Origin of the sequence: Bradyrhizobium cosmicum (assembly GCF_007290395.2) — a bacterium.
Taxonomy (GTDB): domain Bacteria; phylum Pseudomonadota; class Alphaproteobacteria; order Rhizobiales; family Xanthobacteraceae; genus Bradyrhizobium; species Bradyrhizobium cosmicum.
In genome coordinates this window covers 6,226,451-6,249,443 of sequence record NZ_CP041656.2, presented here as the reverse complement: position 1 = coordinate 6,249,443, position 22,993 = coordinate 6,226,451, and the positions used below count along the sequence as shown (strand labels likewise).

General features: G+C 62.4%; 23 protein-coding genes and 1 tRNA gene. 12 read left to right on the top strand and 12 right to left on the bottom strand.

Annotated elements, in window-relative coordinates:
- Nucleotides 1-436: 436 nt before the first annotated feature.
- The 7 genes from FNV92_RS29895 to FNV92_RS29865 all read left to right on the top strand — a co-directional run bounded on the left by FNV92_RS29895 (nt 437) and on the right by FNV92_RS29865 (nt 5,178).
- Nucleotides 437-871 carry a phasin gene (locus tag FNV92_RS29895; RefSeq protein WP_015688458.1) on the top strand — a complete coding sequence of 145 codons (435 nt, stop codon included), beginning with the start codon at nt 437-439 and terminating at the stop codon, nt 869-871.
- A gap of 312 nt (nt 872-1,183) precedes the next feature.
- A tRNA-His gene (locus FNV92_RS29890) sits at nt 1,184-1,260 on the top strand.
- 117 nt (nt 1,261-1,377) lie between these two features.
- The gene (locus FNV92_RS29885) at nt 1,378-2,001 is read left to right on the top strand and encodes a hypothetical protein (RefSeq protein WP_143843403.1); all 624 of its coding nucleotides are present in this window, start codon (nt 1,378-1,380) and stop codon (nt 1,999-2,001) included.
- Between the two features lie 126 nt (nt 2,002-2,127).
- Nucleotides 2,128-2,856 (top strand): hypothetical protein, encoded by a 729-nt coding sequence (locus FNV92_RS29880; RefSeq protein ID WP_143843404.1) that lies wholly within the window; start codon nt 2,128-2,130, stop codon nt 2,854-2,856.
- Between the two features lie 192 nt (nt 2,857-3,048).
- Nucleotides 3,049-3,723 carry a thiaminase II gene (gene tenA, locus FNV92_RS29875; RefSeq protein WP_143843405.1) on the top strand — a complete coding sequence of 225 codons (675 nt, stop codon included), beginning with the start codon at nt 3,049-3,051 and terminating at the stop codon, nt 3,721-3,723.
- A gap of 289 nt (nt 3,724-4,012) precedes the next feature.
- Nucleotides 4,013-4,309 (top strand): hypothetical protein, encoded by a 297-nt coding sequence (locus tag FNV92_RS29870; RefSeq protein ID WP_143843406.1) that lies wholly within the window; start codon nt 4,013-4,015, stop codon nt 4,307-4,309.
- An 11-nt stretch (nt 4,310-4,320) separates the two neighbouring features.
- A complete protein-coding gene (locus FNV92_RS29865) occupies nt 4,321-5,178 on the top strand; it encodes a hypothetical protein (RefSeq protein WP_143843407.1) in 858 nt (285 codons plus the stop codon).
- A gap of 10 nt (nt 5,179-5,188) precedes the next feature.
- Here the strand turns inward: FNV92_RS29865 and FNV92_RS29860 are convergent, their stop codons facing one another.
- Nucleotides 5,189-5,485 (bottom strand): hypothetical protein, encoded by a 297-nt coding sequence (locus FNV92_RS29860; RefSeq protein WP_143843408.1) that lies wholly within the window; start codon nt 5,483-5,485, stop codon nt 5,189-5,191.
- Nucleotides 5,486-5,933: 448 nt separating this feature from the next.
- Nucleotides 5,934-6,878, bottom strand: coding sequence for an AEC family transporter (locus FNV92_RS29855; protein WP_143843409.1), 945 nt, complete (start codon nt 6,876-6,878; stop codon nt 5,934-5,936).
- A gap of 301 nt (nt 6,879-7,179) precedes the next feature.
- Between FNV92_RS29855 and FNV92_RS29850 the strand changes: the two genes are divergently transcribed.
- Both FNV92_RS29850 and FNV92_RS29845 read left to right on the top strand, forming a co-directional pair.
- Nucleotides 7,180-7,524, top strand: a complete 345-nt coding sequence (locus FNV92_RS29850; protein WP_143843410.1) for a hypothetical protein — start codon at nt 7,180-7,182, stop codon at nt 7,522-7,524.
- Nucleotides 7,525-7,946: 422 nt separating this feature from the next.
- On the top strand, nt 7,947-8,624 hold the full coding sequence (locus tag FNV92_RS29845; RefSeq protein WP_015688444.1) for a ParA family protein: 678 nt from the start codon (nt 7,947-7,949) through the stop codon (nt 8,622-8,624).
- Between the two features lie 72 nt (nt 8,625-8,696).
- Here FNV92_RS29845 and FNV92_RS29840 read toward each other — a convergent pair whose 3' ends face one another.
- The 5 genes from FNV92_RS29840 to trxB all read right to left on the bottom strand — a co-directional run bounded on the left by FNV92_RS29840 (nt 8,697) and on the right by trxB (nt 12,699).
- Entirely contained in the window at nt 8,697-8,861 is a 165-nt protein-coding gene (locus tag FNV92_RS29840; protein WP_143843411.1) for a hypothetical protein, read from the bottom strand.
- Between the two features lie 130 nt (nt 8,862-8,991).
- Nucleotides 8,992-9,141: a hypothetical protein gene (locus tag FNV92_RS29835; protein WP_015688442.1), complete on the bottom strand. Its 150-nt coding sequence runs from the start codon at nt 9,139-9,141 to the stop codon at nt 8,992-8,994.
- A gap of 306 nt (nt 9,142-9,447) precedes the next feature.
- Nucleotides 9,448-10,356 (bottom strand): 4-hydroxy-tetrahydrodipicolinate synthase family protein, encoded by a 909-nt coding sequence (locus FNV92_RS29830; protein ID WP_143843412.1) that lies wholly within the window; start codon nt 10,354-10,356, stop codon nt 9,448-9,450.
- A gap of 448 nt (nt 10,357-10,804) precedes the next feature.
- Complete coding sequence (locus tag FNV92_RS29825) at nt 10,805-11,728, bottom strand: LysR family transcriptional regulator (protein ID WP_041748541.1); 924 nt, start codon at nt 11,726-11,728, stop codon at nt 10,805-10,807.
- 5 nt (nt 11,729-11,733) lie between these two features.
- Nucleotides 11,734-12,699, bottom strand: a complete 966-nt coding sequence (gene trxB, locus FNV92_RS29820; protein ID WP_143843413.1) for a thioredoxin-disulfide reductase — start codon at nt 12,697-12,699, stop codon at nt 11,734-11,736.
- A gap of 267 nt (nt 12,700-12,966) precedes the next feature.
- Between trxB and FNV92_RS29815 the strand changes: the two genes are divergently transcribed.
- Nucleotides 12,967-13,446 carry an Lrp/AsnC family transcriptional regulator gene (locus FNV92_RS29815; protein ID WP_008135853.1) on the top strand — a complete coding sequence of 160 codons (480 nt, stop codon included), beginning with the start codon at nt 12,967-12,969 and terminating at the stop codon, nt 13,444-13,446.
- A 275-nt stretch (nt 13,447-13,721) separates the two neighbouring features.
- Here the strand turns inward: FNV92_RS29815 and greA are convergent, their stop codons facing one another.
- From greA to FNV92_RS29800, 3 genes are all read right to left on the bottom strand, one after another.
- The gene (greA, locus tag FNV92_RS29810; protein ID WP_015688438.1) at nt 13,722-14,195 is read right to left on the bottom strand and encodes a transcription elongation factor GreA; all 474 of its coding nucleotides are present in this window, start codon (nt 14,193-14,195) and stop codon (nt 13,722-13,724) included.
- 209 nt (nt 14,196-14,404) lie between these two features.
- The gene (gene carB, locus FNV92_RS29805; protein WP_143843415.1) at nt 14,405-17,869 is read right to left on the bottom strand and encodes a carbamoyl-phosphate synthase large subunit; all 3,465 of its coding nucleotides are present in this window, start codon (nt 17,867-17,869) and stop codon (nt 14,405-14,407) included.
- Nucleotides 17,870-18,012: 143 nt separating this feature from the next.
- Entirely contained in the window at nt 18,013-19,182 is a 1,170-nt protein-coding gene (locus tag FNV92_RS29800) for an MFS transporter (protein WP_143843416.1), read from the bottom strand.
- Nucleotides 19,183-19,291: 109 nt separating this feature from the next.
- On the opposite strand from FNV92_RS29800, the gene FNV92_RS29795 reads away from it, so the two are divergent.
- Entirely contained in the window at nt 19,292-19,669 is a 378-nt protein-coding gene (locus tag FNV92_RS29795; protein WP_143843417.1) for an ArsR/SmtB family transcription factor, read from the top strand.
- A 288-nt stretch (nt 19,670-19,957) separates the two neighbouring features.
- Here the strand turns inward: FNV92_RS29795 and FNV92_RS29790 are convergent, their stop codons facing one another.
- A complete protein-coding gene (locus FNV92_RS29790; RefSeq protein WP_143843418.1) occupies nt 19,958-20,659 on the bottom strand; it encodes a class I SAM-dependent methyltransferase in 702 nt (233 codons plus the stop codon).
- A 112-nt stretch (nt 20,660-20,771) separates the two neighbouring features.
- Between FNV92_RS29790 and FNV92_RS29785 the strand changes: the two genes are divergently transcribed.
- Nucleotides 20,772-21,296 carry a Dps family protein gene (locus tag FNV92_RS29785; protein ID WP_143843419.1) on the top strand — a complete coding sequence of 175 codons (525 nt, stop codon included), beginning with the start codon at nt 20,772-20,774 and terminating at the stop codon, nt 21,294-21,296.
- Nucleotides 21,297-21,388: 92 nt separating this feature from the next.
- On the opposite strand, the gene FNV92_RS29780 is transcribed toward FNV92_RS29785, so the two are convergent.
- Complete coding sequence (locus tag FNV92_RS29780) at nt 21,389-22,843, bottom strand: DUF1254 domain-containing protein (RefSeq protein ID WP_143846170.1); 1,455 nt, start codon at nt 22,841-22,843, stop codon at nt 21,389-21,391.
- Nucleotides 22,844-22,993 lie beyond the last annotated feature (150 nt).

Genomic DNA, 22,993 nt, shown 5'->3' with positions numbered 1-22,993 from the left:
ACAGGTGCCCATCCTCCCCTGGAGGGGGAGGATCGGTTCGCACGGCGCGAAGCGACATGCGAACCGAGGTGGGGTGACAGTCTCTCCAGCGAAGCGGTGCCCGAGTGGAGGGATCACCCCACCCCGCTCGCGCTGCGCGCGATCGACCCCCGAGCGAGCTACGCTCGTCTCGCCCCCAGGGGAGGGTCAGCACCTCAACCCCCGGTTCCCCCCAGCCCGGAACCTCACCCTCCCCGGGATTAAATTTTGCGTCGCACCCCTGCATCGCGTTGCGCTGCACAATGTTGACATGTTAGGCAGCGATACTACCCGGCGTTGGGCGAGCCGTTTTGTTTCGCGTATCCGGTTTCCGCACCGCTGAATGCAGGCCCAGATTGGGGCCCGGCGGGCGCGCCAGATGGCTCACCACATTTTTCAATTAGCGTGAGGGACAACCATGACAGGTGCGACTGATCCATTCTCTGCCTCCGTCATTCCGTTCGAGGTTCCGGAGCAGGTGCGTGCGTTCGCCGAAAAAGGCGTTTCGCAGGCGCGCGAAAACTACGCCAAGTTCAAGGACGCCGCCGAAACCCATAACGGTACCGTCGAGGCCGTGTTTTCCTCCGCCCACAAGGGCGCGAGCGAATACGCCGCCAAGGTGATGGAGTTCATGAAGGCCAACACCACGGCGCAGCTCGAGTTCACCCAGCAGCTGTTCAGCGTGAAGTCGCCGTCCGACGCGTTCGCGCTGTGGACCGGCCACTCCAAGACCCAGCTCGAGACCTTCCAGGCCCAGGCCAAGGAGCTCGCCGAGATCGCCCAGCGCGCGGCCACCGCCGCCGCCGAGCCGATCAAGGCCAGCGCCGCGAAGTACTACCCGCCCGCCGCCTGAGCGGATCGGCTGTTTGAGTTGAGAAACCCGGGCCCGCAAGGCCCGGGTTTTTTGTCACCTCTCCCACAGGGAGAGGTCGGAGCGGCCCGGCGATGCGCAGCATCGTCCGGTGCGATCCGGGTGAGGGGATCAGGTCTCCTCGGTCAGTCGCGGACAGCCGATCGAATCCAGGGATTTATCGCTCTCAAGAGAGGCAAATAACGGGTTTTGCGGCCTTGCCAAAAACGCCCGTTGCACCTAGTTTCCGCCCCGTCCAGCCCCCCTTAGGTCGCCGGCCCGTCAGGGCGCCCCCAAGGCGCGGCTCGCAAGGATGCAGTTGTAGCTCAGTTGGTTAGAGCGCCTGTCTGTGGAACAGGAGGTCGGTGGTTCGAGCCCACCCAACTGTACCAGTGCCGATTCCATCACCGATCAGCCCGCGCGCCGGTAGTTTGGCTCTTTCAAATATCGAGCGAAGGGCCTGCCTACCTTCGCGTATGTTTCGGCTCTAGGCGAAGAGGGAGAGGGAGTTGAAGATACTTATCATCGAGGCAAGCTACCCTAAGGACTTCTACAAGGACCAGCTCGATGGCCATGTTACGCGGGCATTAACTCGGCTCCTTGGCGTCCAGTCTGATTTGCTCTACGCACTGGATAAGCCCCACTTTGAGAAGGCCATCGCGCACGCGGCGAAAGGTGACTACGACGTTGTGCATATCTCATGTCACGGCGACGAAATAGGAATTGCGGTCACCAATAACAAACCTATCAACTGGCCGGAATTTGTAGGCTTGTTTTGCAAACACAATTGCAATCCCCGGGCTCTGGTCATGTCGTCCTGCTGCGGCGCGACAGACGAACTTGCGAACGAATTCGAGAAGGTGCCGAACGGCCCTTACATCATCTTCGGCTCAATCGACGAGCGGAACTACAACGAGTACGCCGTTGCTTGGACCATTCTCTACAATTTGTTCAAGACCAAGGGCGTGCATCGTGACGTTGCGATGGAGGCATTGCGCGCTATCAAGGCAGTCGCGCACAACAACTTTCGATATTTGCGGTGGAAGGACAACAAGAAGAAATATGTCCAGTATCCGCCAGAAGGACGGCGCTACGTGGTGATGGAGAAACCTAAGAAGGCGAAAGCAGCATAGCGATACTTGCGAGCCGCCACGTCCCGGGCCTAGAGGCTCCGCATTTGTCGTGGTTAAACGCGACCGGCTACTTGTATCCAGGCACTCGTCCCCCAAATTTCTGTCAAACCGCCTAGGAGGGGCGAAATGATTACCGAGGAAGATTTTGCGGCCGTGGCTGACTGCCCGCCGGATTTGGCGTTTGCCCGACTTGAGAAGAAATTCCGCGACCGGCTCGAAACGAACATTGAGCACTCCCAGAATAACAATAGCTGGGCGCACTATGTCATCGAGTATATGAACTACACCCACGCCGCCGCAGAAGCGCTCCGGTTGGATTTCCTTGACTCCTTTTCGGTGCCGGATGAGGACCAAACCTCAAATCTCAACGACATACACAACGCATTCCTTAGGGCTGTCGACAACTACACGGTCCGCGCCCATATTCGAAATGTTCGCCATGGACCCTCAAACTCGCTCCCCCTCGACGAGCATGACAAGAAACACATTCGAGCCTACGTCACGAAGATCAAGGAAATTGTCGAAGCCTCCGCGCTAGAGATCGGCAAGAAAGAAACCTTGATGAATACGCTTAACGCGTTCCTGGCTGAAGTCGATCGCGACCGTACTTCAATGCAGCGGTTCAGCGACTTCATGATGGGGCTAGCCAAGACCACGGCCGATGCAACTGAAGAGTTGGAGCCAACGTGGAAATGGGCGCGCCTTATCGCCGCGATTTTCGGCGCCCGCTATGACGCTGAGAACGCAAAGCTGCCGCCGCCACAGAAAAAGATCGAGTCGCCGAAGCCGAAACTCCCGCCGCCGAGAAGCACAAATGGCAGAAATGCCGACATGGATGACGACATTCCTTTTTAGATCCTGCCTCACATAATCTAGATTCTTGGGTTACGGTGACCGTGCACAAAACTCTCATCGCGGAGAGTGCGCCATCCGCAGCGCTGGTCAAAGCCAATTTTGTTCGCTGTCACCGTAGCTCCTAGGTTCCCAATCCGCTATCGGTGGCGAGCCAAGGACATTCATAGACAAGCCAACTAGGCGAACAAGATCGTGACCTTCTTCGATCGTCTCAAGACAGCCGCATCCGTTGAGTGGCGGGCTTACACCGAGCATCCCTTCACGAACGGATTGGCAGACGGCTCGCTCCCTGAAGCTGCGTTTCGTCACTACCTCGTTCAGGACTATCTGTTCCTGATCGAGTTTGCGCGCGCCTACGCGCTCGCGGTCTACAAGTCGCCCCGGCTTGCCGACATGCGTGAAGCAGCTAGCGGCCTTTCGGCCATCCTCGATGTCGAGATGAACCTGCATGTCAAACTCTGCGGCGAATGGGGGCTGTCTCCGGCCGATCTTGAACAGGCCGCTCCGGCCGCCGAGATGCTGGCCTATACGCGCTACGTGCTGGATGCGGGAATGCGCGGCGACCTGCTGGCCCTCAAGGTGGCGCTTGCGCCCTGCGTGATCGGCTACGCGGAGATCGCAACGCGGCTCGCCGCGCTTCCCCTCGCGGACGCCTCAGCGAACGCCTATCGCGTCTGGATCGCCGAATATGCCGGCGCGCCGTACCAGGAGGTCGCGGCCAAGGCGCAAGCGCACATGGAGCAGCTCGCCGATCGCTACGCCACGCCGGCCCGCGAGGCGGAACTGATCGCAATCTTCAAGGAGGCCACCCGGCTCGAGGCGGACTTCTGGGAGATGGCCTGGCGCGCGGGCCAGCCTGTTCAATAAGCCTTTCGGCCGTCGTCAGGCCATGACGTGAAGGTTCTGCAATGAGGGTGGATGACGGCGACAATACTCGTAACGCCACGACACTACGGGGGATCGAAGCCAGCTCGCTGGGAGTAATTCTATAGCCCGCTCTAGAGGGCTCGGGTTACCTGCAGTAGTTAAGAGGTGTGTTGTAATTTAGAGACAACTAAAGATTTTGAACTTTGATACGCTACTTGTGCTTGCATGGGACGCTTGGTCCGTGGCCTGATTGTACCTATTGCAAAGGAGACATACTCAGGAGAAGAACATGCCCCCTCATCCACCACCGTGTTTGCCTGATGAAAGACAATGGGGAAACTTGTGTTACCCAAAGATCGATGCGCTCCGCATCATGAAGTCCGGCGACAATTTTGATTTTATGCTTGGCGATGTGCCAAGCGAACTGCTTCCTGAGCTCGCCAAGTCGGCCGGTGATCAGGGCGCACTGGTCGTAAAGAAGAACGATCCGGGCTTTGAAGTGACCATCAAGTCCTTGCCGCGAGGCGAAGCAACCGAACTGCTGAAGCGGCTCCAGCCCGATTCCGGCGTCAAGCTGCCCGATTGAGGCGTCGCAAAATGTCCAATCTCTCCTCAAGGACGACCGCAATGGCGCTCATCCTAACTATCCCGCTTGCCGGTTGTGGCTTTACGCCACCCAGGCTCACCGAGGGGTGGGAGGCCCAGGACATCGGCACCGACATGGTGTTCAACATCAAGCGCAACATTTTCTGCGAGACCATTAGGGCCATACGCGAGGTCAACAAGATTCCGACCAGCTTTGGGCCGGCGATACCGTCGGACTATGGTGTCCAACTGCAGATGACATTGACGATCGCGGAAAGCTCGGCCGTCACTCCCAACCTCACCTACAACCGCACGCTGACGGACGGAATGGAATCCGGCAATTCGATCGGTCGCAGCTGGGGCGTCGGCCTTTCGGGCGAGCTGTCATCGACGGCGACGCGTACGGATACGACCTATTCTTATTGGGGCGTCGCCAACATCGCTGGTCCGGGCAAAAACAAGAAGATGTGCGATGTGGTGGATTGGCCAATCGATCAGAATATGAGCTCGCTGTTCGTGAAGTCAGATCTGGGAATCGAGAGGTTTTTGCGGGATCACGTAATGGCCGCGGATCTGCTTTATTCATCGAAGCCAATGGGCGACAAGAAGCCCGAAAAGGTCGATGTCTATAGCTACGATCTGAAGTTCGTAGTGGTATCGAGTGGTGGTGTCAGTCCTCAATTCAAGCTCATTCCGCTCTCTGGAGGAGGGACGCCGATACTTAATGTGAACCGAACGCGGACGCATGAATTGCTGCTGACCTTTGGGCCGACTGGCCCCAACGGATATACGCCCTCGGACATCTCGTTCAGTCAGCACCTCACGAACCAGCTCAATTCCTCGCTCGGCAGAAGAAGGCTCTTGCCTTGACTAAACCGACTTAACGATGGTTAGGAGGTGCGACCGCAGTCCGCGATTGCGAGGCGTACCCGACGCCCGCCTCCCGGATTGGATTGAGCCCCGCGGGTGCGAATTCCTGCTGCTCGCGCTGAGGGCTCAGCCGAGCTAACCCGGCATCGATGATCTCGATGTCTTCCGCGAGCGTGGCAATCGTCCTGCTGGTGTCCATTCCGGGGATGGCCTTCGCCGAGTCCAGCATCGCGGCACGGTGGGCTCGCAGCGTCTGCAGCGCCTCGCGATCTCCCAGTCGCACATAGCCGTCCACGCGATATGGCAAACGACATCCGGGGCCGGCTCAATGCGCGTGCAGCGCGCGATATCCCGCGTTTCGCAGCTTCATCACTTGCAAGGTTGCGGATTCGGCCGCGGATGCGCGCGAGGTCACGTACATCTGCGACGCCATGAAGAGACAAATCGAAAATGCAATCGTCGTCGTCGCACTCGCGATCTGGTGCCAGGCCCGCATCGATTTCTCTCCCGTCGAATAGTTCCGGATTCAGAAGCGGCAGAGCGGCCATTCGTTCCTTCATTCGGGAAAAATCGGCAATTTGCGCGCGGACCTTTTCGGTATCCAAGGGGTTTGTCACTACGGCAGGGACAGACAACGCTGAGGAGCTGAACAATGAACGGAATTATCTATATCGTCGGTCTCGTCGTGGTGGTTGGCGTCATTCTGTCGTTCCTGGGACTGCGTTGATCCCGGCGAGCACGACCTGTCTGGCGGCCTAGTTGAGACGTGCCACCACCATCACCACCACCGGCAACGTCACCGCCGCCAGCAGCGTGCCCAGCGCCACCGCGCCAGACACCGGGTTCACCAGCCGCTTGTACTGAACCGCGAAGATGTAGGCGTTGGCGCCGGTCGGCATCGCCGCGAACAGCACGATCACGCCGGCAGCTATCGGCGGCAGGCCGAGCAGTTTTGCCAGCACGAACGCGGCCGCCGGCATCGCCAGCAGCTTGAGCGCGCACAGCACGACCACGCTCAGCATCTCGCCCTTCACCTCGAACCGGAACAGATTGATGCCGAGCGCGATCAACGCGGCCGGCGATCCCGCCTGCGCCAGCAGCTCGATCGTCCGGTCGACGACGGGGTTGAGGCCGAGGCCGGTGAAGCGCCAGAGCACGCCGAAGCCGATCCCCAGCATCAGCGGATTGCGCGCGAGATCCGCGAGCACGGGCCGGATCACCGACAAGGGCGAGCCGCTCCCTTTGCGGCTGACGAGTTCCATCTGCAGGATTCCGCAGAGCCAGAGCAGTGGCGTGTTCACCGACAGGATCAGCGCCATCGGTCCCGCCGCCTCGTTGCCCAGCGCCGAGAGCACCAGCGGAATGCCGAGCATCACGATGTTGCCGTAGACCGAGCCGATCGCGAACACGACGCCGTCCTCGTTGTCTTCGCGGCGCGCGCGCAGCAGCGTTGAGATCGCCAGCGCCGCGATCCAGATGATCGCGAGCGCGCCGTAATAGGCGCCCCACATTCGCCAGGGGCTGACGTCGGGGAATTCCGATACGACGATGGTGCGGAACAGCAGCGCGGGAATCGCGATGCTGAAGGCGAATTCGGAGATGCCCTTGTGCGCGGTCTCCGAGACGAAGCGGAACAGCACCGCCGCATAGCCCGCCGCGATCAGGGCGAACACCGGCGCGACGATCAGAACGGTGGCCATGCGCCCCTCGCTTCACGGGGACTTGGACTGGCCACCCCTCACAACTCTCGATGATCGCATTATGCCGGTGTTTTGCCCGACGTGTCAAAGGCAAATTCGTAAAATCCGCAGGCGCCTCCGGAATTCGCAGCCTTCGCCTGGGCTTGGCTACTGTGCATGGGGTTGTTTTCGCGGCTTTGTGTTGGAGGGCGCCCGCCTGTTGCCGAGAGCGCACACGTCGCGCCTTTCGCATTCCCGCGCGTTGCCAACGAACCGCCGTTCACCCACACTCCGCCCCGACTCGACATGCAAGGGGGTATCGATGCCGGCGTTCCGTTTTCAGAAGTGCGTTCTTGCGGCCGTCTTCGGGCTTGCCCTGGCCGCTCTGGTCCAGCCCGGCGCCGGCTTTGCCTACACGCAGGAGGAGCAGCAGGCCTGCTCGCCCGATGCGATGCGGCTGTGCGGCGAGTTCGTGCCGAACGTCGATGCCATCACCGCCTGCATGATCCGGAAGAAGGCGCAGCTCTCGCCGCAGTGCAAGGTGTTCTTCCGCCAGGGCCCGGAGCCATCCGAAGCCCGCGCCGGCAAGCCGACCAATATCGCTCCCAAGGCCGCGAAGACGAGCGCCAAGCCGAAGGCGACCAAGAAGAAGAAGACCGAGGGCTGAGCCCGCTTCACCCGTTCCTTTCCTGAAACTCATTCATGCCCGGGCCCGCCCGGGCATTTGCGTGTCGGCCGCCGCGCGTCGAAATGTCCCGGTATCAGCCCCGCGCCAGCCACTGGACTCCTTTTGTTCGCCTGCGCATGCGGACGACTGCGACAATTCCAGACGCGTGCGATGGCGGGCAGGTTTTGCGCGGGGAGGTTGCGTCGCGGTTTTTCGTGGATGACGGCCCGGCAAACGCATGAATGCCTGCATGTAAGGCACTTCGTTGCAGTTTGTATCTCCGTCGCGGGCGGCAGTGTGACTCAAAAGCCAACACGTCTTGTTATTTCGTGGCCGTAACGCAACTCCCGACAAATTTTTCTTTCACGAATCAGAGAGGTGATTCATTTTCGCGGCCTGGGGTCAATCTGGAGGCCAAGGGTATGAACGTTATTGTTTTCGCATCGCGTAAAGGCGGCTCGGGCAAGAGTACCCTCGCCGCACATCTCGCCGCGCAGATCAAGGCGAGCAAGCAGGTGATGCTCGTGGACGCGGATCCGCAGGGCTCGCTCACGCTGTGGCACAAGCTGCGTGGCACCAACGAGCCGCCGATCAAGGCTGCCGTGAACTCGGTCAGCGGCATCGTCTCCGCTGCCAAGCGCGACGGTTATGAATGGGTGTTGATCGACACGCCGCCGAACCTGTCGGCCGTGGTCGACGACGCCATCCGCAACGCCACCATGGTGGTGATCCCCGCCCGTCCCGGCGTGTTCGACGTCAACGCGGTGCAGGAAACGATTCAGATGTGCCGCGCGGCGCGCAAGCCCTACGCGGTCGTGCTCAACGGTGCTCCGGCGCGCCGCGACGAATCCGAAAGCCCGATCGTCACCATCGCCCGCGAGGCGCTTGCCAAATTCCGTGCACCGGTGTGGGGCGGCCAGATCACCAACCGTACCGACCTGCTGATGGCGCTGAGCCACGGCGAAGGCGCGCGGGAATATCAGGCCGAGAGCCGTGCGGCTCAGGAAATCGCAAGGCTGTGGGCGGCGATCGAGCGTTCGGTGAAGGCCATTCGCGGCACGGCGTCGACATCCGGAGCGATGCACAAGCAGGCCGCTTAACTTCAACCAACAATCCCCGGGCGAGAACGCGCGGCGCTCCGCGCGTTTTGCGTTTCAGGGGGTGTTATGAAGTCAAGCCACCATCAGCATGTAGAACACGATCACCGGCGACAGCGTCAGGATCACCGACCAGATGCCGACGGCCCAGAGGATGTCCGCGGTGGTGAAGCTCTCTTCGGTGGGATAGGCCTGTTGTCCGGCGCCGTAATGCGACGCCACTTCGTTCCGACTATTCACTAAACGCCCCCGCGATTTCTTCGCTTATGAGCGTGGACGATACGCACGATGTTTTAAAATTCCGGGTCGCAATCCCCTGCGTATTTGGAGCGCATTCGTGACCTCCGTTTAACCATCGCGCGGGATGTGGTCAGCCGACGAGCCAGACCCGAACCAGCAGCACCGGGATCAGGCCGAGCATCACCGCCCAGAACCCGAACGACGACACGACTAGAATTCCCTGCAAGAGATCGGCGGGCGCGAACTGGCTCGCGGCCGTAGGCCGGGTGCGATGCCCCATGGTCATTCCCCCTTTTGAAAGACTTCGAACGGGAACGATAGGCGCGACCTCGTAAACGAGACGTGGACGCGCCATGCGGCGGCTGCGAAGGCCGTTGGGGCGGGGTTAACCAAGGGCGGCTCTGACCCTCCCCTGGAGGGGGAGGGTCGGCACGCGATCGAGCAAAGCGAGATTGCGTGACGGGGTGGGGTGATCTCTCAACGCGGGCTGTGTTCAATGCGGAGAGACCGTCACCCCACCCCGCTCCACATTCCGCTTCGCTTCATGAGGAGCGACCCTCTCCCTCCAGGGGAGGGTTAAGCGCGACTACGCCGCGACCTTCATCCGCCGCTCGATCTCGCGATCGATCGTGGCGGCAAGCTCGCTGCTGGTCTCCACCATCGGCAGGCGCACTTCGGGGCTGTCGATCAGGCCGCTGCGCCACAGCCAATACTTCGCCGGCGCCGGGCTCGGTTCGGTGAACAACAGGCGCGTCAGCTCGGATACCTCGTGCCAGCGCGCCAGCGCCGCATCATGGTTGCCGCGCGTCAGCTCGGCCTGCACGGCCGCGAACGTCGCGGTCTCGACATGGGCCGACAGCACGATGCCGCCGTCGGCGCCGTCGACGAGCGCCTCGAAGTAATTCGCGTCCTCGCCGGTCAGCACGCGGAATCCCTTCGGCCGGTCGCGCAGCAGCGCGATGGACTGCTCGCGGCTGGCGCCGCAATCCTTCAGCCCGACGATGTTCGGATGCTCGGCAAGCCGCAGCAAGGTCTGGTTGGTGATGTTGACCGAGGTCCGGTAGGGGATGTTGTAGAGCGCCAGCGGCCAGGCGGCATGATCGGCCAGCGCCTCGAAATGCGCCAGCAGGCCGCGCTGCGACGGCCGGACGTAATAGGGGCTCGCGATCAGATATCCATCGATCGGCCAGTCCGCGGTTTCATCCAGCCGCTCCTTCAGCCGCGCGGTGTCGGCGCCTGATAGTCCGAGGCAAACAGGAACGGAGCGCCGTCCGGCCGCCATCTCGTCGCGCACCACTGCAACCAGCCGTTCGAGCTCGGCATCGCGCAGCGTCATGCCTTCTCCGGAGGTCGCCCCGAGGACGAAACCGTCGACGGCGTGTGCGCTGTAGTGCCGCGTCAGCCGCCGCAGCGACGTCTCGTCGAGACGTCCGTCGCGAAACGGCGTCACCAGCGGCAGCCACAGTCCGTGCAAATGATCTTCCAGGCCGGTCATGTTTGTTCTCCTTCTCGTAAAAACCTGAGACGGAGGGCACATGAAAAAACCCCGTCCAGGTGGCGGGGTTTTCGGGATTTGGCTCGCGATGACGAAGTCGATACTAGCGCGCGCAAAAATCCGAGGCCCCGGGATGGGGGCCTTTTTTCGAAACGATTGCGCACGACTTCGTGATCATTTGTAAATGATGCTGGCTAGGCCCAAAACTGTCAATACACGCGGAAAGCGAAGGCCTGATTGAACAGAAAAAAAGCCGGACCCAAAGGGCCCGGCTTGAGGTATTGGCCACGTGAGGCCGACACAATCACCTTCCAAGAGGGATTACTGAACTCCCGCGCCACTGGAGGAGGGGGACAAATGCGCAACGCGAAGGCTCAGCGTGCAAGCAGTATGGGCTTGACGAGCGCCATGCAGCAAGCGTCCAAGCCGCATGTCAGACATGCGGAAATCAGGAAGGCCAGCGCTGCGCCTTGCTCACCACGAAGTCGCGGAATACCTGCACGCGCGCAACCGTCTTCAGCTCCTCGGGATAGACGAAGTACGTGTCGAGCTGGATCGAATCGGATTCACCGAACAGTTGTACGAGCCGGCTCTGTTCTTCGATCAAATAGTCCGGCAGCGCGGCAATGCCGAGGCCCTGCTGGCAGGCGCGCACGAGACCGAGGATGTTGTTGACCTTGAAATAGGCCTCGCGCGGACCCGAGCCGTTGCGGCCGGCCTCGACCAGCCAGTTGCGGTTCTGCAGATGCGGCGCGAAGCTGCCGTCCGAGAGCGTGATGATGCGGTGAGCGTCGAGCTCTTCCAGCGTGCGCGGCGTGCCGAAGCGCTTGATGTAGTCCGGCGAGCAATAGGCGTGGAAGCCCATCGCGAACAGCTTGCGCTGGATGAGATCCGGCTGGGTCGGCTTGCGGGTGCGGATCGCGACATCGGCCTCGCGCATCGACAGGTCCAGCTCCTCGTCGGTGACGATCAGCGAGATCCGGATCTCGGGATAGAGCGCGGTGAATTCGCCGAGCCGCGGGATCAGCCAGTTGATGCCGACGCCGGGCGTGGTGGTGATCTTGAGGTCGCCGCTCGGCCGCTCGCGGCTGTCGGTCAGCTTGGCGCGCGCCGCCTGCAGCTGCATGAACACATCATGCGCGGTGCGGAACAGCAGGTCGCCCTGCTCGGTGAGGATCAGGCCGCGGGCGTGGCGGTGGAACAGCGAGACCGAAAGCTCCTGCTCCAGCGCCGAGACCTGGCGTGACACCGCCGATTGCGACAGGCCGAGCTGCTCGCCCGCATGCGTGAAGCTGCCCGCTTCCGCCGCCGCGTGAAACACCTTCAGCTTGTCCCAATCCATATCCGTAAATCCGTCGCGTGTTCGAGGCATGATCTTTATTCCGCTGCCGCGCGCTCGCTGGCGCGCAGGGCCAAGAATCGTTCGGCCTCGAGGGCTGCCATGCAGCCGAGGCCGGCGGCCGTGACGGCCTGGCGATAGGTTTCGTCGGCGACGTCTCCGGCGGCGAATAGGCCGGGCACGGAGGTCGCGGTCGAATTCGGGGCGACCTCGACATAGCCGGAGGGTTTGAGCTTGATCTGGTCCTTCACCAGCTCGGTTGCCGGCGCATGGCCGATGGCGATGAAGACGCCGTCGGTCTTCAGGTCGGTGAGCGCGCCGGTCTTGACGTTCTTCAGGCGCACATGGGTGACCTTGTTTGGGTTCTCGGTGCCGCAGATCTCGTCGACGGCGGCGTCCCAGACCACCTTGATCTTCGGGTGCTTGAACAGGCGCTCCTGCAGGATGCGTTCGGCGCGGAAGTGATCGCGACGATGCACGATCGTGACCTGCGAGGCATGGTTGGTGAGGTACAGGGCTTCCTCGACCGCGGTATTGCCGCCGCCGATCACCACGACCTCCTTGTTGCGATAGAAGAAGCCGTCGCAGGTGGCGCAGGCCGAAACGCCGCCGCCCTGGAATTTCGCTTCGGACGGCAGTCCGAGCCAGCGCGCTTGCGCGCCGGTGGCGAGGATGACGGTGTCGGCGAGATAGACGTCGCCGCTGTCGCAGGTGAGGCGGAACGGCCGCTGCGTCGTGTCCAGCTTGATGACCAGGTCGGAGACGATCTTGGTGCCGACATGGACCGCCTGCTTCTCCATCTGCTCCATCAGCCAGGGGCCCTGGATCACGTCGGCGAAGCCCGGATAGTTCTCGACGTCTGTGGTGATGGTGAGCTGGCCGCCGGCCTGCATGCCCTGGATCAGGATCGGTTCGAGCATGGCGCGCGCAGCGTAGATCGCGGCGGTATAGCCAGCGGGCCCGGAGCCAATAATGACGACCTTTGCATGAACAGGAGCGGACATTTCGACGGACGCCTTTGTCACGGGGAACTGCAGCGCGGTTGCGGAAAGAGCCAGGAGGCCTCGCGGTGGCGCTGAAATATCAGAGCTAATCTAAGCCTTCTGGTGAGCTATGCAAGAATTGCATTCCCATTCGGCGGATTTTTCCAACAGGGAACAAAAGTCGTCCGAAGTGAACGCGCAATAAAATTGCGCTGGCGGGTGCGACTGGGTATGAGGATTGCACCAAATCCATCCGATACCGCCATAAAGGCCAGGAGTTCCAGTCACGTGTCGCGGAACCTAGACGAGATCGACCTGAAGATTCTCACCGAAATCCAGGCCGACGGTCGAATCACCAATGTCGAGCTAGCCAAGCGGGTCGGTATTTCGCCCCCGCCGTGCCTGCGCCGCGTCCGGGCACTGGAGGAGGAGGGCTACATCCACGGCTATCGTGGGCTGCTGGACGCGCGAAAACTGGGCTTTGACGTCACCGTGTTCGCCGCTGTGCACCTTTCCAGCCAGGCCGAGGCGGATTTGCGCGCCTTCGAGGAGTTCGTCCGCGCCGAGCCCCTGGTGCGGGAATGCTGGATGCTGTCGGGCGAAGTCGATTTCATCCTGAAATGCGTCGCGCCCGACATGGCCACATTCCAGGATTTCGTGACGCACCTGACCGCCGCGCCCCATGTGCGCAACGTCCGGACCTCGCTGGTGCTGCATAATTCGAAGTACGAGGCCGCCGTGCCGCTGGAAGTGAAGGGACGGAGGTAGGGCGCCGACGCGGCCTATCAATTCCGTCATCCTGATGCGCGAGTGATGGGCGCGGATCGTCCCGTCGGTAGCCTCGAAGGATGCTCGGCCCGCGTACATCCACGTGCGGCAACAGCCGGCCGTCGCCCTTCGAGGCTCGCCGAAGAGGCGAGCACCTCAGGGTGACGGTAAAAGAGTTGTGCTCGCAATGACGCGGAGCGACAGCAACACGCCGAAACAAAAAGGCCGCGCATCGCGCGGCCTTTTCGAAACCTCATAACCGCAGCGGCAAATCCTTACCGCCACTCCACCTTGGTGATCTCATACGCCTTGGAGCCGCCGGGTGCGTTGACCTCGACGGTCGAGCCTTTCTTCTTGCCGATCAGCGCGCGCGCGAGCGGCGAGGTGATGGAGATCCGGCCTTTCTTGGCGTCGGCCTCGACCTCGCCGACGATCTGCCACACGGCCTTCTTCTCGGTGTCCTCGTCGATCAGCGTTACGGTGGCGCCGAACTTGATGGTGTCGCCGGAGAGCTTCGAGATGTCGATGATGTCGGCGCGCGCGAGTTTGTCCTCGAGCTCGGCGATGCGGCCCTCATTGTGGGACTGCTCTTCCTTCGCGGCATGATATTCCGCGTTCTCCGAGAGGTCGCCGTGCGAGCGGGCCTCCGCAATGTGCTCGATGATGCGCGGACGGTCCTCGGACTGGCGCTTCTTCAATTCTTCCCCGAGCGCGGCAAAGCCGCCCGCAGTCATCGGAACCTTTTCCATCTCTTCTCTCGTCCTTCGGCCGCGCGCCCGACCAGACAGTGGGCGCGGCAGCCCTGATTCGTCAGTGCTTCCGGCGACTGAATACATGCCCGCCGGAACCGTTATGTGGGGCTGGCGCCGGAACAGAACAACCACATGGCCGGACAGTTCCTCCGGCCATTGTAGCTTCATTGCCAGTCACTTAGCGGAAGCTTCGCCGCCGCTAGCGATCAGGTTTCCGAAAAGTAGCTCTGCAGGGTCCGAACCTCAAGGTCCCCGCCCAGATAGGCGCGGATGCCCTGCGCGGCCGCCACGGCCCCGGAAAGAGTGGTGTAATACGGCACTTTATGCAAGAGGGCCGCGCGCCGCAGCGAACGGCTGTCGGCGAGCGCCTGCGGGCCCTCGGTGGTGTTGAAGACCAGCTGGACGTCGCCATTGGTGATGGCATCGACGATGTGGGGCCGGCCTTCCAGCACCTTGTTCACCTTCTCGGTCGGGATGCCCTGGTCGGTCAGGAAGCGCGCCGTGCCCGATGTCGCCAGCACCTTGAAGCCGAGCGAATGCAATTCGCGAACGGCCTCGGCGATGCGCGTCTTGTCGCTCTCGCGCACCGAGACGAACACCGTGCCCTTGCGCGGCACCCTCGTGCCGCCGCCGAGCTGGCTCTTGGCAAAGGCGACCTCGAAATTGCGGTCGATGCCCATGACCTCGCCGGTCGAGCGCATTTCCGGACCGAGCACCGTGTCGACGCCGGGGAAGCGCGCGAACGGGAAGACCGATTCCTTGACGCCGACATGCTTGAGCTGCGCCTTCTTCAGCTTGAAGTCGGCGAGCTTCTCGCCGGCCATGATGCGCGCGGCGATCTTCGCGACCGGCGTGCCGACCACCTTGGCGACGAAAGGCACCGTGCGCGAGGCGCGCGGATTGACCTCGAGCACGTAGATATCGCCGTCCTTGATGGCGTATTGCACGTTCATCAGGCCGACGACGTCGAGGCCGAGCGCGAGCTCGCGGGTCTGGCGCTCCAGCTCCTCGATCATCCTGGCGTCGAGCGAATAGGGCGGCAGCGAGCAGGCACTATCGCCGGAGTGAATGCCGGCTTCCTCGATGTGCTCCATGATGCCGACGATGAAGGTGTCCTTGCCGTCGGAGAGGCAATCGACATCGACTTCGGTGGCGTCCGAGAGATAGCGGTCGAACAGCAGCGGGTTCTTGCCGAGCACCGTGTTGATCTGCCCGGTCTTGTCATTCGGGTAGCGGGCCTTGACGTCGGCTGGCACCAGCTCGGGCAGCGTGCCGAGCAGATAGTCGCTCAGCTGGTTCTCCTCGCGGATGATCTGCATCGCGCGACCGCCGAGCACGTAGGACGGGCGCACCACCAGCGGCAGGCCGAGATCGGTCGCGACCAGGCGGGCCTGCTCGACCGAATAGGCGATGCCGTTTTTCGGCTGCTTGAGGCGGAGCTTGTCGAGCACGCGCTTGAAGCGGTCGCGGTCTTCGGCAAGGTCGATGGCGTCGGGTGAAGTGCCGAGGATCGGCACGTCGGCAGCTTCCAGCGCGCGCGCCAGCTTCAGCGGCGTCTGGCCGCCGAATTGCACGATCACGCCATGCAGCGTGCCGTTGGTGCGCTCGGTCGCGATGATCTCCAGCACGTCCTCGGCCGTGAGCGGCTCGAAATAGAGCCGGTCGGCGGTGTCGTAGTCGGTCGACACCGTTTCCGGGTTGCAGTTGACCATGATGGTCTCGTAGCCGGCATCGGCGAGCGCGAAGCAGGCGTGACAGCAGCAATAGTCGAACTCGATGCCCTGGCCGATGCGGTTCGGGCCGCCGCCGAGGATGATGACCTTCTTCCGGTCGGAAGGCTGGCTCTCGTCGGCGACGGTGCCGGCGAAGGGCGACTCGTAGGTCGAGTACATGTAGGCCGTGGGCGAGGCGAATTCGGCCGCGCAGGTGTCGATGCGCTTGAACGCCGGGCGAACGCCCAGCGCGTGACGCTTGGCCGTGACGTCGGCATCCGCGATCTGCGCCAGCACCGCGAGACGCGCGTCCGAAAAGCCCATGGCCTTCAGCGTGCGCATGCCGAAGGCATTGCTGGGAAGGCCGCTCTTCTTGATTTTCTCTTCCATGTCGACGATGCCGCGCATCTCGCCAAGGAACCACGGGTCGATCTTGCAGGAGTTGAAGATCTCCTCGTTGGACCAGCCGAGCCGCATCGCCTGCGCGACCTGGAGCAGCCGGTTCGGCGTTGGCGTGCCGAGCGCGGCGCGGATCGCGTTCTTGTCGTCGCCCTGGCCGAGGCCGTCGATCTCGATCTCATCGAGGCCGGTCAAGCCCGTCTCGAGCCCGCGCAGCGCTTTCTGCAGGCTTTCCTGGAAGGTGCGTCCGATCGCCATGACCTCGCCGACCGACTTCATCGATGTCGTCAGCGTGGTGGAGGCGCCGGGGAATTTCTCGAAGGCGAAACGCGGGATCTTGGTCACCACGTAGTCGATCGTCGGCTCGAACGAGGCCGGCGTCGCGCCGCCGGTGATGTCGTTGGCGATTTCGTCGAGCGTGTAGCCGATCGCGAGCTTGGCCGCGACCTTGGCGATCGGAAAGCCCGTTGCCTTCGAGGCCAGCGCGGACGAGCGCGACACGCGCGGGTTCATCTCGATCACGACCATGCGGCCGTCTTCGGGATTGACGCCGAACTGCACGTTGGAGCCGCCGGTCTCGACCCCGATCTCGCGCAGCACCGCCAGCGAGGCGTCGCGCATGATCTGGTATTCCTTGTCCGTCAGCGTCAGCGCCGGAGCCACCGTGATGGAGTCGCCGGTATGCACGCCCATCGGATCGAAATTCTCGATCGAGCAGACGATGATGCAATTGTCCTTCTTGTCGCGCACCACCTCCATCTCGAACTCCTTCCAGCCGAGGACGGATTCCTCGATCAGAACTTCGTTGGTGGGGGAGGCGTCGAGGCCGCGCTCGATGATGTCGAGGAATTCTTCCTTGTTGTAGGCGATGCCGCCGCCGGTGCCGCCCATGGTGAAGGAGGGACGGATGATCGCGGGCAGGCCGATCTCGGACAACGCCATCATCGCCTGGCCCAGCGCATATTCCTGGTAGCGCTTGCGGCGGTCGCCTTCGCCGAGCGTCCATTGCCGGTCGTGCTCTTCCAGAGCCGCGCCCGACAGCTTCTCGCGCTCGGCCTGGTGCTTGTCGCGGAAGGATTTCTTCAGCGCGGAGGCGTTGGCGAGCCGCGACTTCGGCGTCTCGAGCCCGATCTTGGTCATGGCCTCGCGAAACAGCTGGCGGTCCTCGGCCTTGTCGATGGCGTCAGCGGTCGCGCCGATCATCTCGACATCGAACTTGTCGAGCGTGCCCTGCCGGCGCAGCGACAGCGCGCAGTTCAGTGCGGTCTGCCCGCCCATGGTCGGCAGCAGCGCGAAGCCGCCGGGAATGACGTGACGTTCCTTCTCGATGATCTTGGCGACGATCTCGGGCGTGATCGGCTCGATATAGGTCGCATCGGCCAATTCCGGATCGGTCATGATGGTGGCCGGATTGGAATTGACGAGGACGATGCGATAGCCCTCTTCCTTCAGCGTCTTCACCGCCTGCGTGCCCGAATAGTCGAACTCGCAGGCCTGGCCGATCACGATGGGGCCGGCGCCGATGATCAGGATGGTGGTGATGTCTGTACGTTTGGGCATCAACTCTCGCCGAAGTGGAATTTGGGCACAAAAAAAGGGCGCGCTTGCTGCGCGTCCCCTGTGGCCGAGAGCGCGTGGTCTCCCTCGCGCGCGGACGGGTCTTAGACCAGTTTTCGGGGCGGCGAAACCCCGAAAAGCGCCCATCAACCAGCAATTTTGACGGGTTTTGGCCGCGCCTGCCAGCCACGGGCGAGATGCACCAGAAGCGCTGCGGAAACGCTCAATCCGCCGACCCAGCCGAGATCGGTCGGGCTCCACCCCGCAAGCACGGCGCCGCCCAAGACTCCCCCGATCGCGAAGCCGAGATACATGGCAGAGGCGTTGAGCGAGAGTGCGACCATCGAGGCCTGCGGGTCGATCCGGATGATGCTGGCGATCTGGGCCGGATAGAACGCCCAGCCCGAAACGCCCTGGAGAAAGATCGGGCCCAGGATCGCATAATGCGCCTGGCCGGGGAGGAATTTCAGCACCAGTGAATGCAGGAAAAGCGCGCTGGCCATGCCGGTCAGGCCGAGCGCCGCCGTGGCGAGGGCGCCGAGCCGGTCGGCCAACAGGCCGCCGAGCATGTTCCCGATCGCGGCGGCCGCGCCGAAAACCAGCAGCGCGAGGCTGATATGCGAGGCATCGAAGCCGAGCGCGCGCAGCGGAACGGCGAAATAGGTGAACATGGTGAAGCCGCCGAGCGCCCATAGGATCGTGATGAGCAGCGCGATCAGGACGTTGCGGTGGCGCGCTACGGCCAGCCGTTCGGCGAGCGAAGCGGTGTTGCGCGGCAGGCCGCGGGGCAGGCCAAAAAGCAGGCCCGCCATCGCGATTCCGCCGAGCAGGGCGACCATGGCAAAGGTCGCGCGCCAGCCGAACAGGCTGCCGATCCAATTGCCGAGGGGGACACCGATCACGGTTGCGATCGTGAGGCCGGAGGTGACCAGCGCCACGGCGCGGCCGCGCCGTTCTGGGGAGGAGACCGCCACGGAGACACCGAGCGCCGTTGGCATGCACAGGCCGGCGCCGAGTGCCATCAGCATCCGCGCCGTTAGCAGCAGCGCAAACCCGGAGGCGGCCACCGCCAGCAGATTGCCGGCGATGAAGGCCGACAATGCCAGCATCAACACCGTGCGCCGGTCGATATTGTTGAGGGTTACGGCGAGGATCGGCGACCCCACGGCATAGGTGAGCGCGTAGACGCTGACCAGCTGCCCGGCCGCCGGCACCGAAATCTGCAGGTCGGCCGCGATCGTCGGCAGCAGGCCTGCGATAACGAAGGCTTCCGTCCCGATCGCAAATGCCGCGACCGCCAGCCAGAACACGCTCATGCCCGTCATTCCTATGTTCAATAATCATTGAACTATTGAATGGTAGCCTGCTAATGTCAATTAGTTCAAGAACTATTGAACATGCCGGCCGCATCGCTATGATTGCACTATGAGTCGTACACCCCATCATCCCGCGCGCGAGCAGATCGAGCTGCCGATGGTTCTGGATTGCTTGAGTGATCCGATCCGGCTCGCGATCGTCTACCAGCTCGCCCAGCAGGAACGCGTCAGCAGCGAATTGCGCTGCGGCGACTTTAACGGGCTCAGCGGCAAGTCGAACCTCGCCTATCATTTCGCCAGACTGCGCGAATGCGGCGTCATGCAGACGCGCGTGGCCGGCACAAACCGTTTCATGCGGCTGCGCCGCGAGGACCTCGATGCGCGCTTCCCGGGGCTGCTCGACGCGGTGCTAAGTTCCGCGGCCAGGGACGCCGACCGGCTTCAGCTGTTGCCCGGGTGCGAAATGGTCGCTGCGGACCCGAACTGAGTCGATTGCGCGCCGGCCGCTGATTTGCCTGCCGCATCAAAGCCTTCAGAAGATCCAACGCGGGGCACGCCGGCCATCGCCGGCTACTGTGCATGGGGTTGTTTGCGAGCTTTTTGCTTGCGGGGCTGCGCCACGCGTAGCCCCGCAGGGGCGAAGCGTGGAGACCCGGCCTGGATTTGAACCAGGATGAAGAGCGATGCACTGCTCTCGCGTAGACGCTTCCGCCACCGGGCCGCGGAGATCATGTCCGATCGAGGTGCGACAAGCCACCTCAGGTGGTGGTTATGCTTAACGCACCAGAGGCGGCCGCGCGATGAAGGTCATGCGCCAGCGATTATGGCCGATATTGGTATGCGCGCGCTGGACTGCGAAGCCCGCCGCTTTGAGCTTAGCGGTAATTTCGTCCTCGCTGTAGCGCTGCAGCCCGATGCGTGTTCGCAGATGCCGGTAGTCCGATAGAGCGGTGCTGATCAGTCCGATCAGCGCGTCCTTGAGGAAGCCGTGGCGCAGGCCGAAGCTGAGCAGCGCCATCACATCCCTAAACATGCCGACATTGGGCTGGAGAATATCGCCGAGCACCAGCTTGCCCGACGGGGTCAGCAATCGCCGGACGTTGCGGAGCGCGTCATCGAGTTCCTCCGGCGTCATGTATTGCGCGACCGAGTTCATCACGACGAGGTCGATCGACTGGTCCTGCATCTTGCGGACGTCGTCGAGCGAGCGGACGCGGATTTTCGTGTTCGGGGCAAACCGCGCGATCAGCCGGCCGCGCACGCCTGGCGCGGGTTCGGCGAGGATCAGCTTGCCGCAGGCGGCCGCCACTTGGCTCGCCGACAGCGCCTCGCCGCAGGCGTAGTCCAGCACGGTTGCCTCGGGCGAAGTGATGTAGCCGATGATGTCCCGCGCGATGATCTGGAAGTGCAAATCGCGATGCAGCTTGCTGACATAGATCGTGTGCGTGGAGTCGTAGTAATCGATCCAATCGTCCATGATATCCGACGTCCCGGCCAAACGGTTCCTGCACTGGAACCGGCGCTGCCTGTCTGCGTTAGGGGTGCGGCGGCGCGCCGTCAATGTCCGCGTCCTAACAGGAAGGTTTCCCGTGAGCAAAGCCCCCAGCAAGGTCTCCCCCGACCTCGACACCCCCACCGATCTGTCGCCCCAGGCGGTCAAGAAGGTTTCCGAGGCGCTCAACGTGCTTCTGGCCGACGCCTTCGCGCTTTATCTGAAGACCAAGAATTTCCACTGGCACATCAGCGGCCGGCATTTCCGCGACTATCATCTGCTGCTCGACGAGCAGTCCGACAAGATTTTCGCAACCACCGACCAGCTTGCCGAGCGCGTCCGCAAGATCGGCGGCACGACGCTGAAGTCGATCGGCCAGGTCGCAAAGCTCCAGACCATCAAGGACAACGACGAGGACTACGTCCCGCCGCGCGAGATGCTGCGCGAGCTGATGCAGGACAACAAGCACGTCGCCGCGGCGATGCGGAAGGCTCATGAGGTCTGCGACGATGCCGGCGACGTCGCCAGCGCGAGCCTGCTCGAGAACTTCATCGACGACACCGAGCGCCGCACCTGGTTCCTGTTCGAAGCCACCCGTCAGGAAGGCGGCAACGAGGCGTAGCTTTCGTCGCAATGCTTCGACGATGTCGTCCGGGCGCGCATTGGCGCGGGCCCGGAACGACGGTGGTCTGACAAGTGTCCGCTGCAGCGCGCCTACTGCGCCGACAAGCCAACCGTGCCCTGCGTCCTCACGACCGGCGGCGGATTCCATTTTCCGGTGAGCGCCTCCGACTTCGGGCTGTAAAGCCGCATGGTCAGATTGAAGGCCCCCTTCGGTGCCGGCAGCCAGTTGGCCTCCTTGTCCTTTCCGGGACTGTCGTTCTGGAAGTACAGGTCGAGCGAACCGTCCGCATTGTATTTGAACGGCATCCAGCTGCTCACGGCGAAGCGGTTCAGGATGTTGCCGACCTGGAATCCTTCCTGATCGTACAGGGTGATCGACCAGAAGGCATTGACCGGCGGGGTGGCGCCTTTCTCGAATGTGATGGTGTACCTGTTGGCGCCCTCGAGCGGCTTGCCGGATTCGTCACCGAGGTTGAGCGGATAAATGGCGTCCTCGGGCAGGTTGGCACCCAGCCCCATCTGCGAGACGATAGCCCGCTTCAAATAGTAGTTGCCGTAAACGCCCATCGTGTCGGTGTTCATCGACCAGCCATTCGCCACTCGTGCCAGCGTCGGCACTTTCCATGCCATCAGCTTCTGTCCGCCCTGCGGCGCGGTTTCCATCGCGCGTTGCACCACCGGATCCAGCTTGCTGATATCAAAGCTCTTGCCGGGCTCAATGCCGATTCTCCGCATCCGCGCGATGATCGGCTGATCGGTGACATGAGGCGGATGAAGCTTGAGCAGCTCGGCGGCATAGGCGAAATAGATGCCAGACGTCATGCTATCGACCTGGAGTTTTGGCGGCGTCTTCATGTCGATGCTCGGGTCCGGCTTGAATTCGACCGGCTTCGGCGACCTCCCATATTCGGAAAGCAGCGTGACTTTGTAACCGGCCTGGATCTTGTGAACGGCATCGTAGTCTGCCGGTCCGTCCGTCTTGGTGCGGCCGATCACCCAGACATACGGCGTAGGTACTTCGATCCGCTGCGTGTTCTTCGGAAGCTTGAACTCCTCCGCAAACCTGTCGCGCAAATCCGGCCTCCATCCAGCGGGCGTCATCAGGAAAGTCCCCGCTTGGCTGCCCGTCGTCCGCCAGCCCGGCGATGCAAAGACATCGGTCCACATATCGAGCATTAGCAGCAGGTAATATCGCCCGTCGGTATCGGGAACAGAGATGACGACGGGCTCCTTGGTCATGTCCACCCAGGAAACCGAATACAAAGTATCGAAGTTGGAGCGCACGACACCTTTGAAATCTGCCGGCGGGTACTCGGGCACGTTGACGAAGGTGTTCATCGGCCCCTTGAAATCGGTTGTTCCGTTGGTGAACTGCTTCCGCGACACGTCCATGGTTATGATGGGGTAGAAATAGACATAGGCGTCCACCGCGATCGCGTGCGCCTCCTGCTCTGTGATTGCTTGCGCCCCTTGGGCGAGCGCGGCGGGCATGGCTGCCGCGCCCAGGCAAATAGACATTGTCAGGGTCAGAATTTCCCGGAACATATCCAATTCTCCTAATCTGATGTGTACGGTCGTGGTTGAGGCCTCATCTTCGTCATGTTGGAGGTTTTCGACTTCGAAGCGTTCGCGCAGCCGCGCGAGAGACGTCGCGTATGCAAGAAGACCTGCGGCAATGAACGCCACTTGGCGTCT

Bases quoted from the DNA above. Each gene is read 5' to 3' on its own strand.
- FNV92_RS29795 (WP_143843417.1), top strand. From the start codon at position 19,292: ATGAGTCGTACACCCCATCATCCCGCGCGCGAGCAGATCGAGCTGCCG.
- FNV92_RS29825 (WP_041748541.1), bottom strand. From the start codon at position 11,728: ATGCCTCGAACACGCGACGGATTTACGGATATGGATTGGGACAAGCTG.
- carB (WP_143843415.1), bottom strand. From the start codon at position 17,869: ATGCCCAAACGTACAGACATCACCACCATCCTGATCATCGGCGCCGGC.
- FNV92_RS29855 (WP_143843409.1), bottom strand. From the start codon at position 6,878: ATGGCCACCGTTCTGATCGTCGCGCCGGTGTTCGCCCTGATCGCGGCG.
- FNV92_RS29835 (WP_015688442.1), bottom strand. From the start codon at position 9,141: ATGGGGCATCGCACCCGGCCTACGGCCGCGAGCCAGTTCGCGCCCGCC.
- FNV92_RS29870 (WP_143843406.1), top strand. From the start codon at position 4,013: ATGCCCCCTCATCCACCACCGTGTTTGCCTGATGAAAGACAATGGGGA.
- FNV92_RS29800 (WP_143843416.1), bottom strand. From the start codon at position 19,182: ATGAGCGTGTTCTGGCTGGCGGTCGCGGCATTTGCGATCGGGACGGAA.
- FNV92_RS29845 (WP_015688444.1), top strand. From the start codon at position 7,947: ATGAACGTTATTGTTTTCGCATCGCGTAAAGGCGGCTCGGGCAAGAGT.
- FNV92_RS29880 (WP_143843404.1), top strand. From the start codon at position 2,128: ATGATTACCGAGGAAGATTTTGCGGCCGTGGCTGACTGCCCGCCGGAT.
- FNV92_RS29850 (WP_143843410.1), top strand. From the start codon at position 7,180: ATGCCGGCGTTCCGTTTTCAGAAGTGCGTTCTTGCGGCCGTCTTCGGG.
- FNV92_RS29780 (WP_143846170.1), bottom strand. From the start codon at position 22,843: ATGTTCCGGGAAATTCTGACCCTGACAATGTCTATTTGCCTGGGCGCG.
- FNV92_RS29895 (WP_015688458.1), top strand. From the start codon at position 437: ATGACAGGTGCGACTGATCCATTCTCTGCCTCCGTCATTCCGTTCGAG.
- FNV92_RS29830 (WP_143843412.1), bottom strand. From the start codon at position 10,356: ATGACCGGCCTGGAAGATCATTTGCACGGACTGTGGCTGCCGCTGGTG.
- trxB (WP_143843413.1), bottom strand. From the start codon at position 12,699: ATGTCCGCTCCTGTTCATGCAAAGGTCGTCATTATTGGCTCCGGGCCC.
- FNV92_RS29865 (WP_143843407.1), top strand. From the start codon at position 4,321: ATGTCCAATCTCTCCTCAAGGACGACCGCAATGGCGCTCATCCTAACT.
- greA (WP_015688438.1), bottom strand. From the start codon at position 14,195: ATGGAAAAGGTTCCGATGACTGCGGGCGGCTTTGCCGCGCTCGGGGAA.
- FNV92_RS29790 (WP_143843418.1), bottom strand. From the start codon at position 20,659: ATGGACGATTGGATCGATTACTACGACTCCACGCACACGATCTATGTC.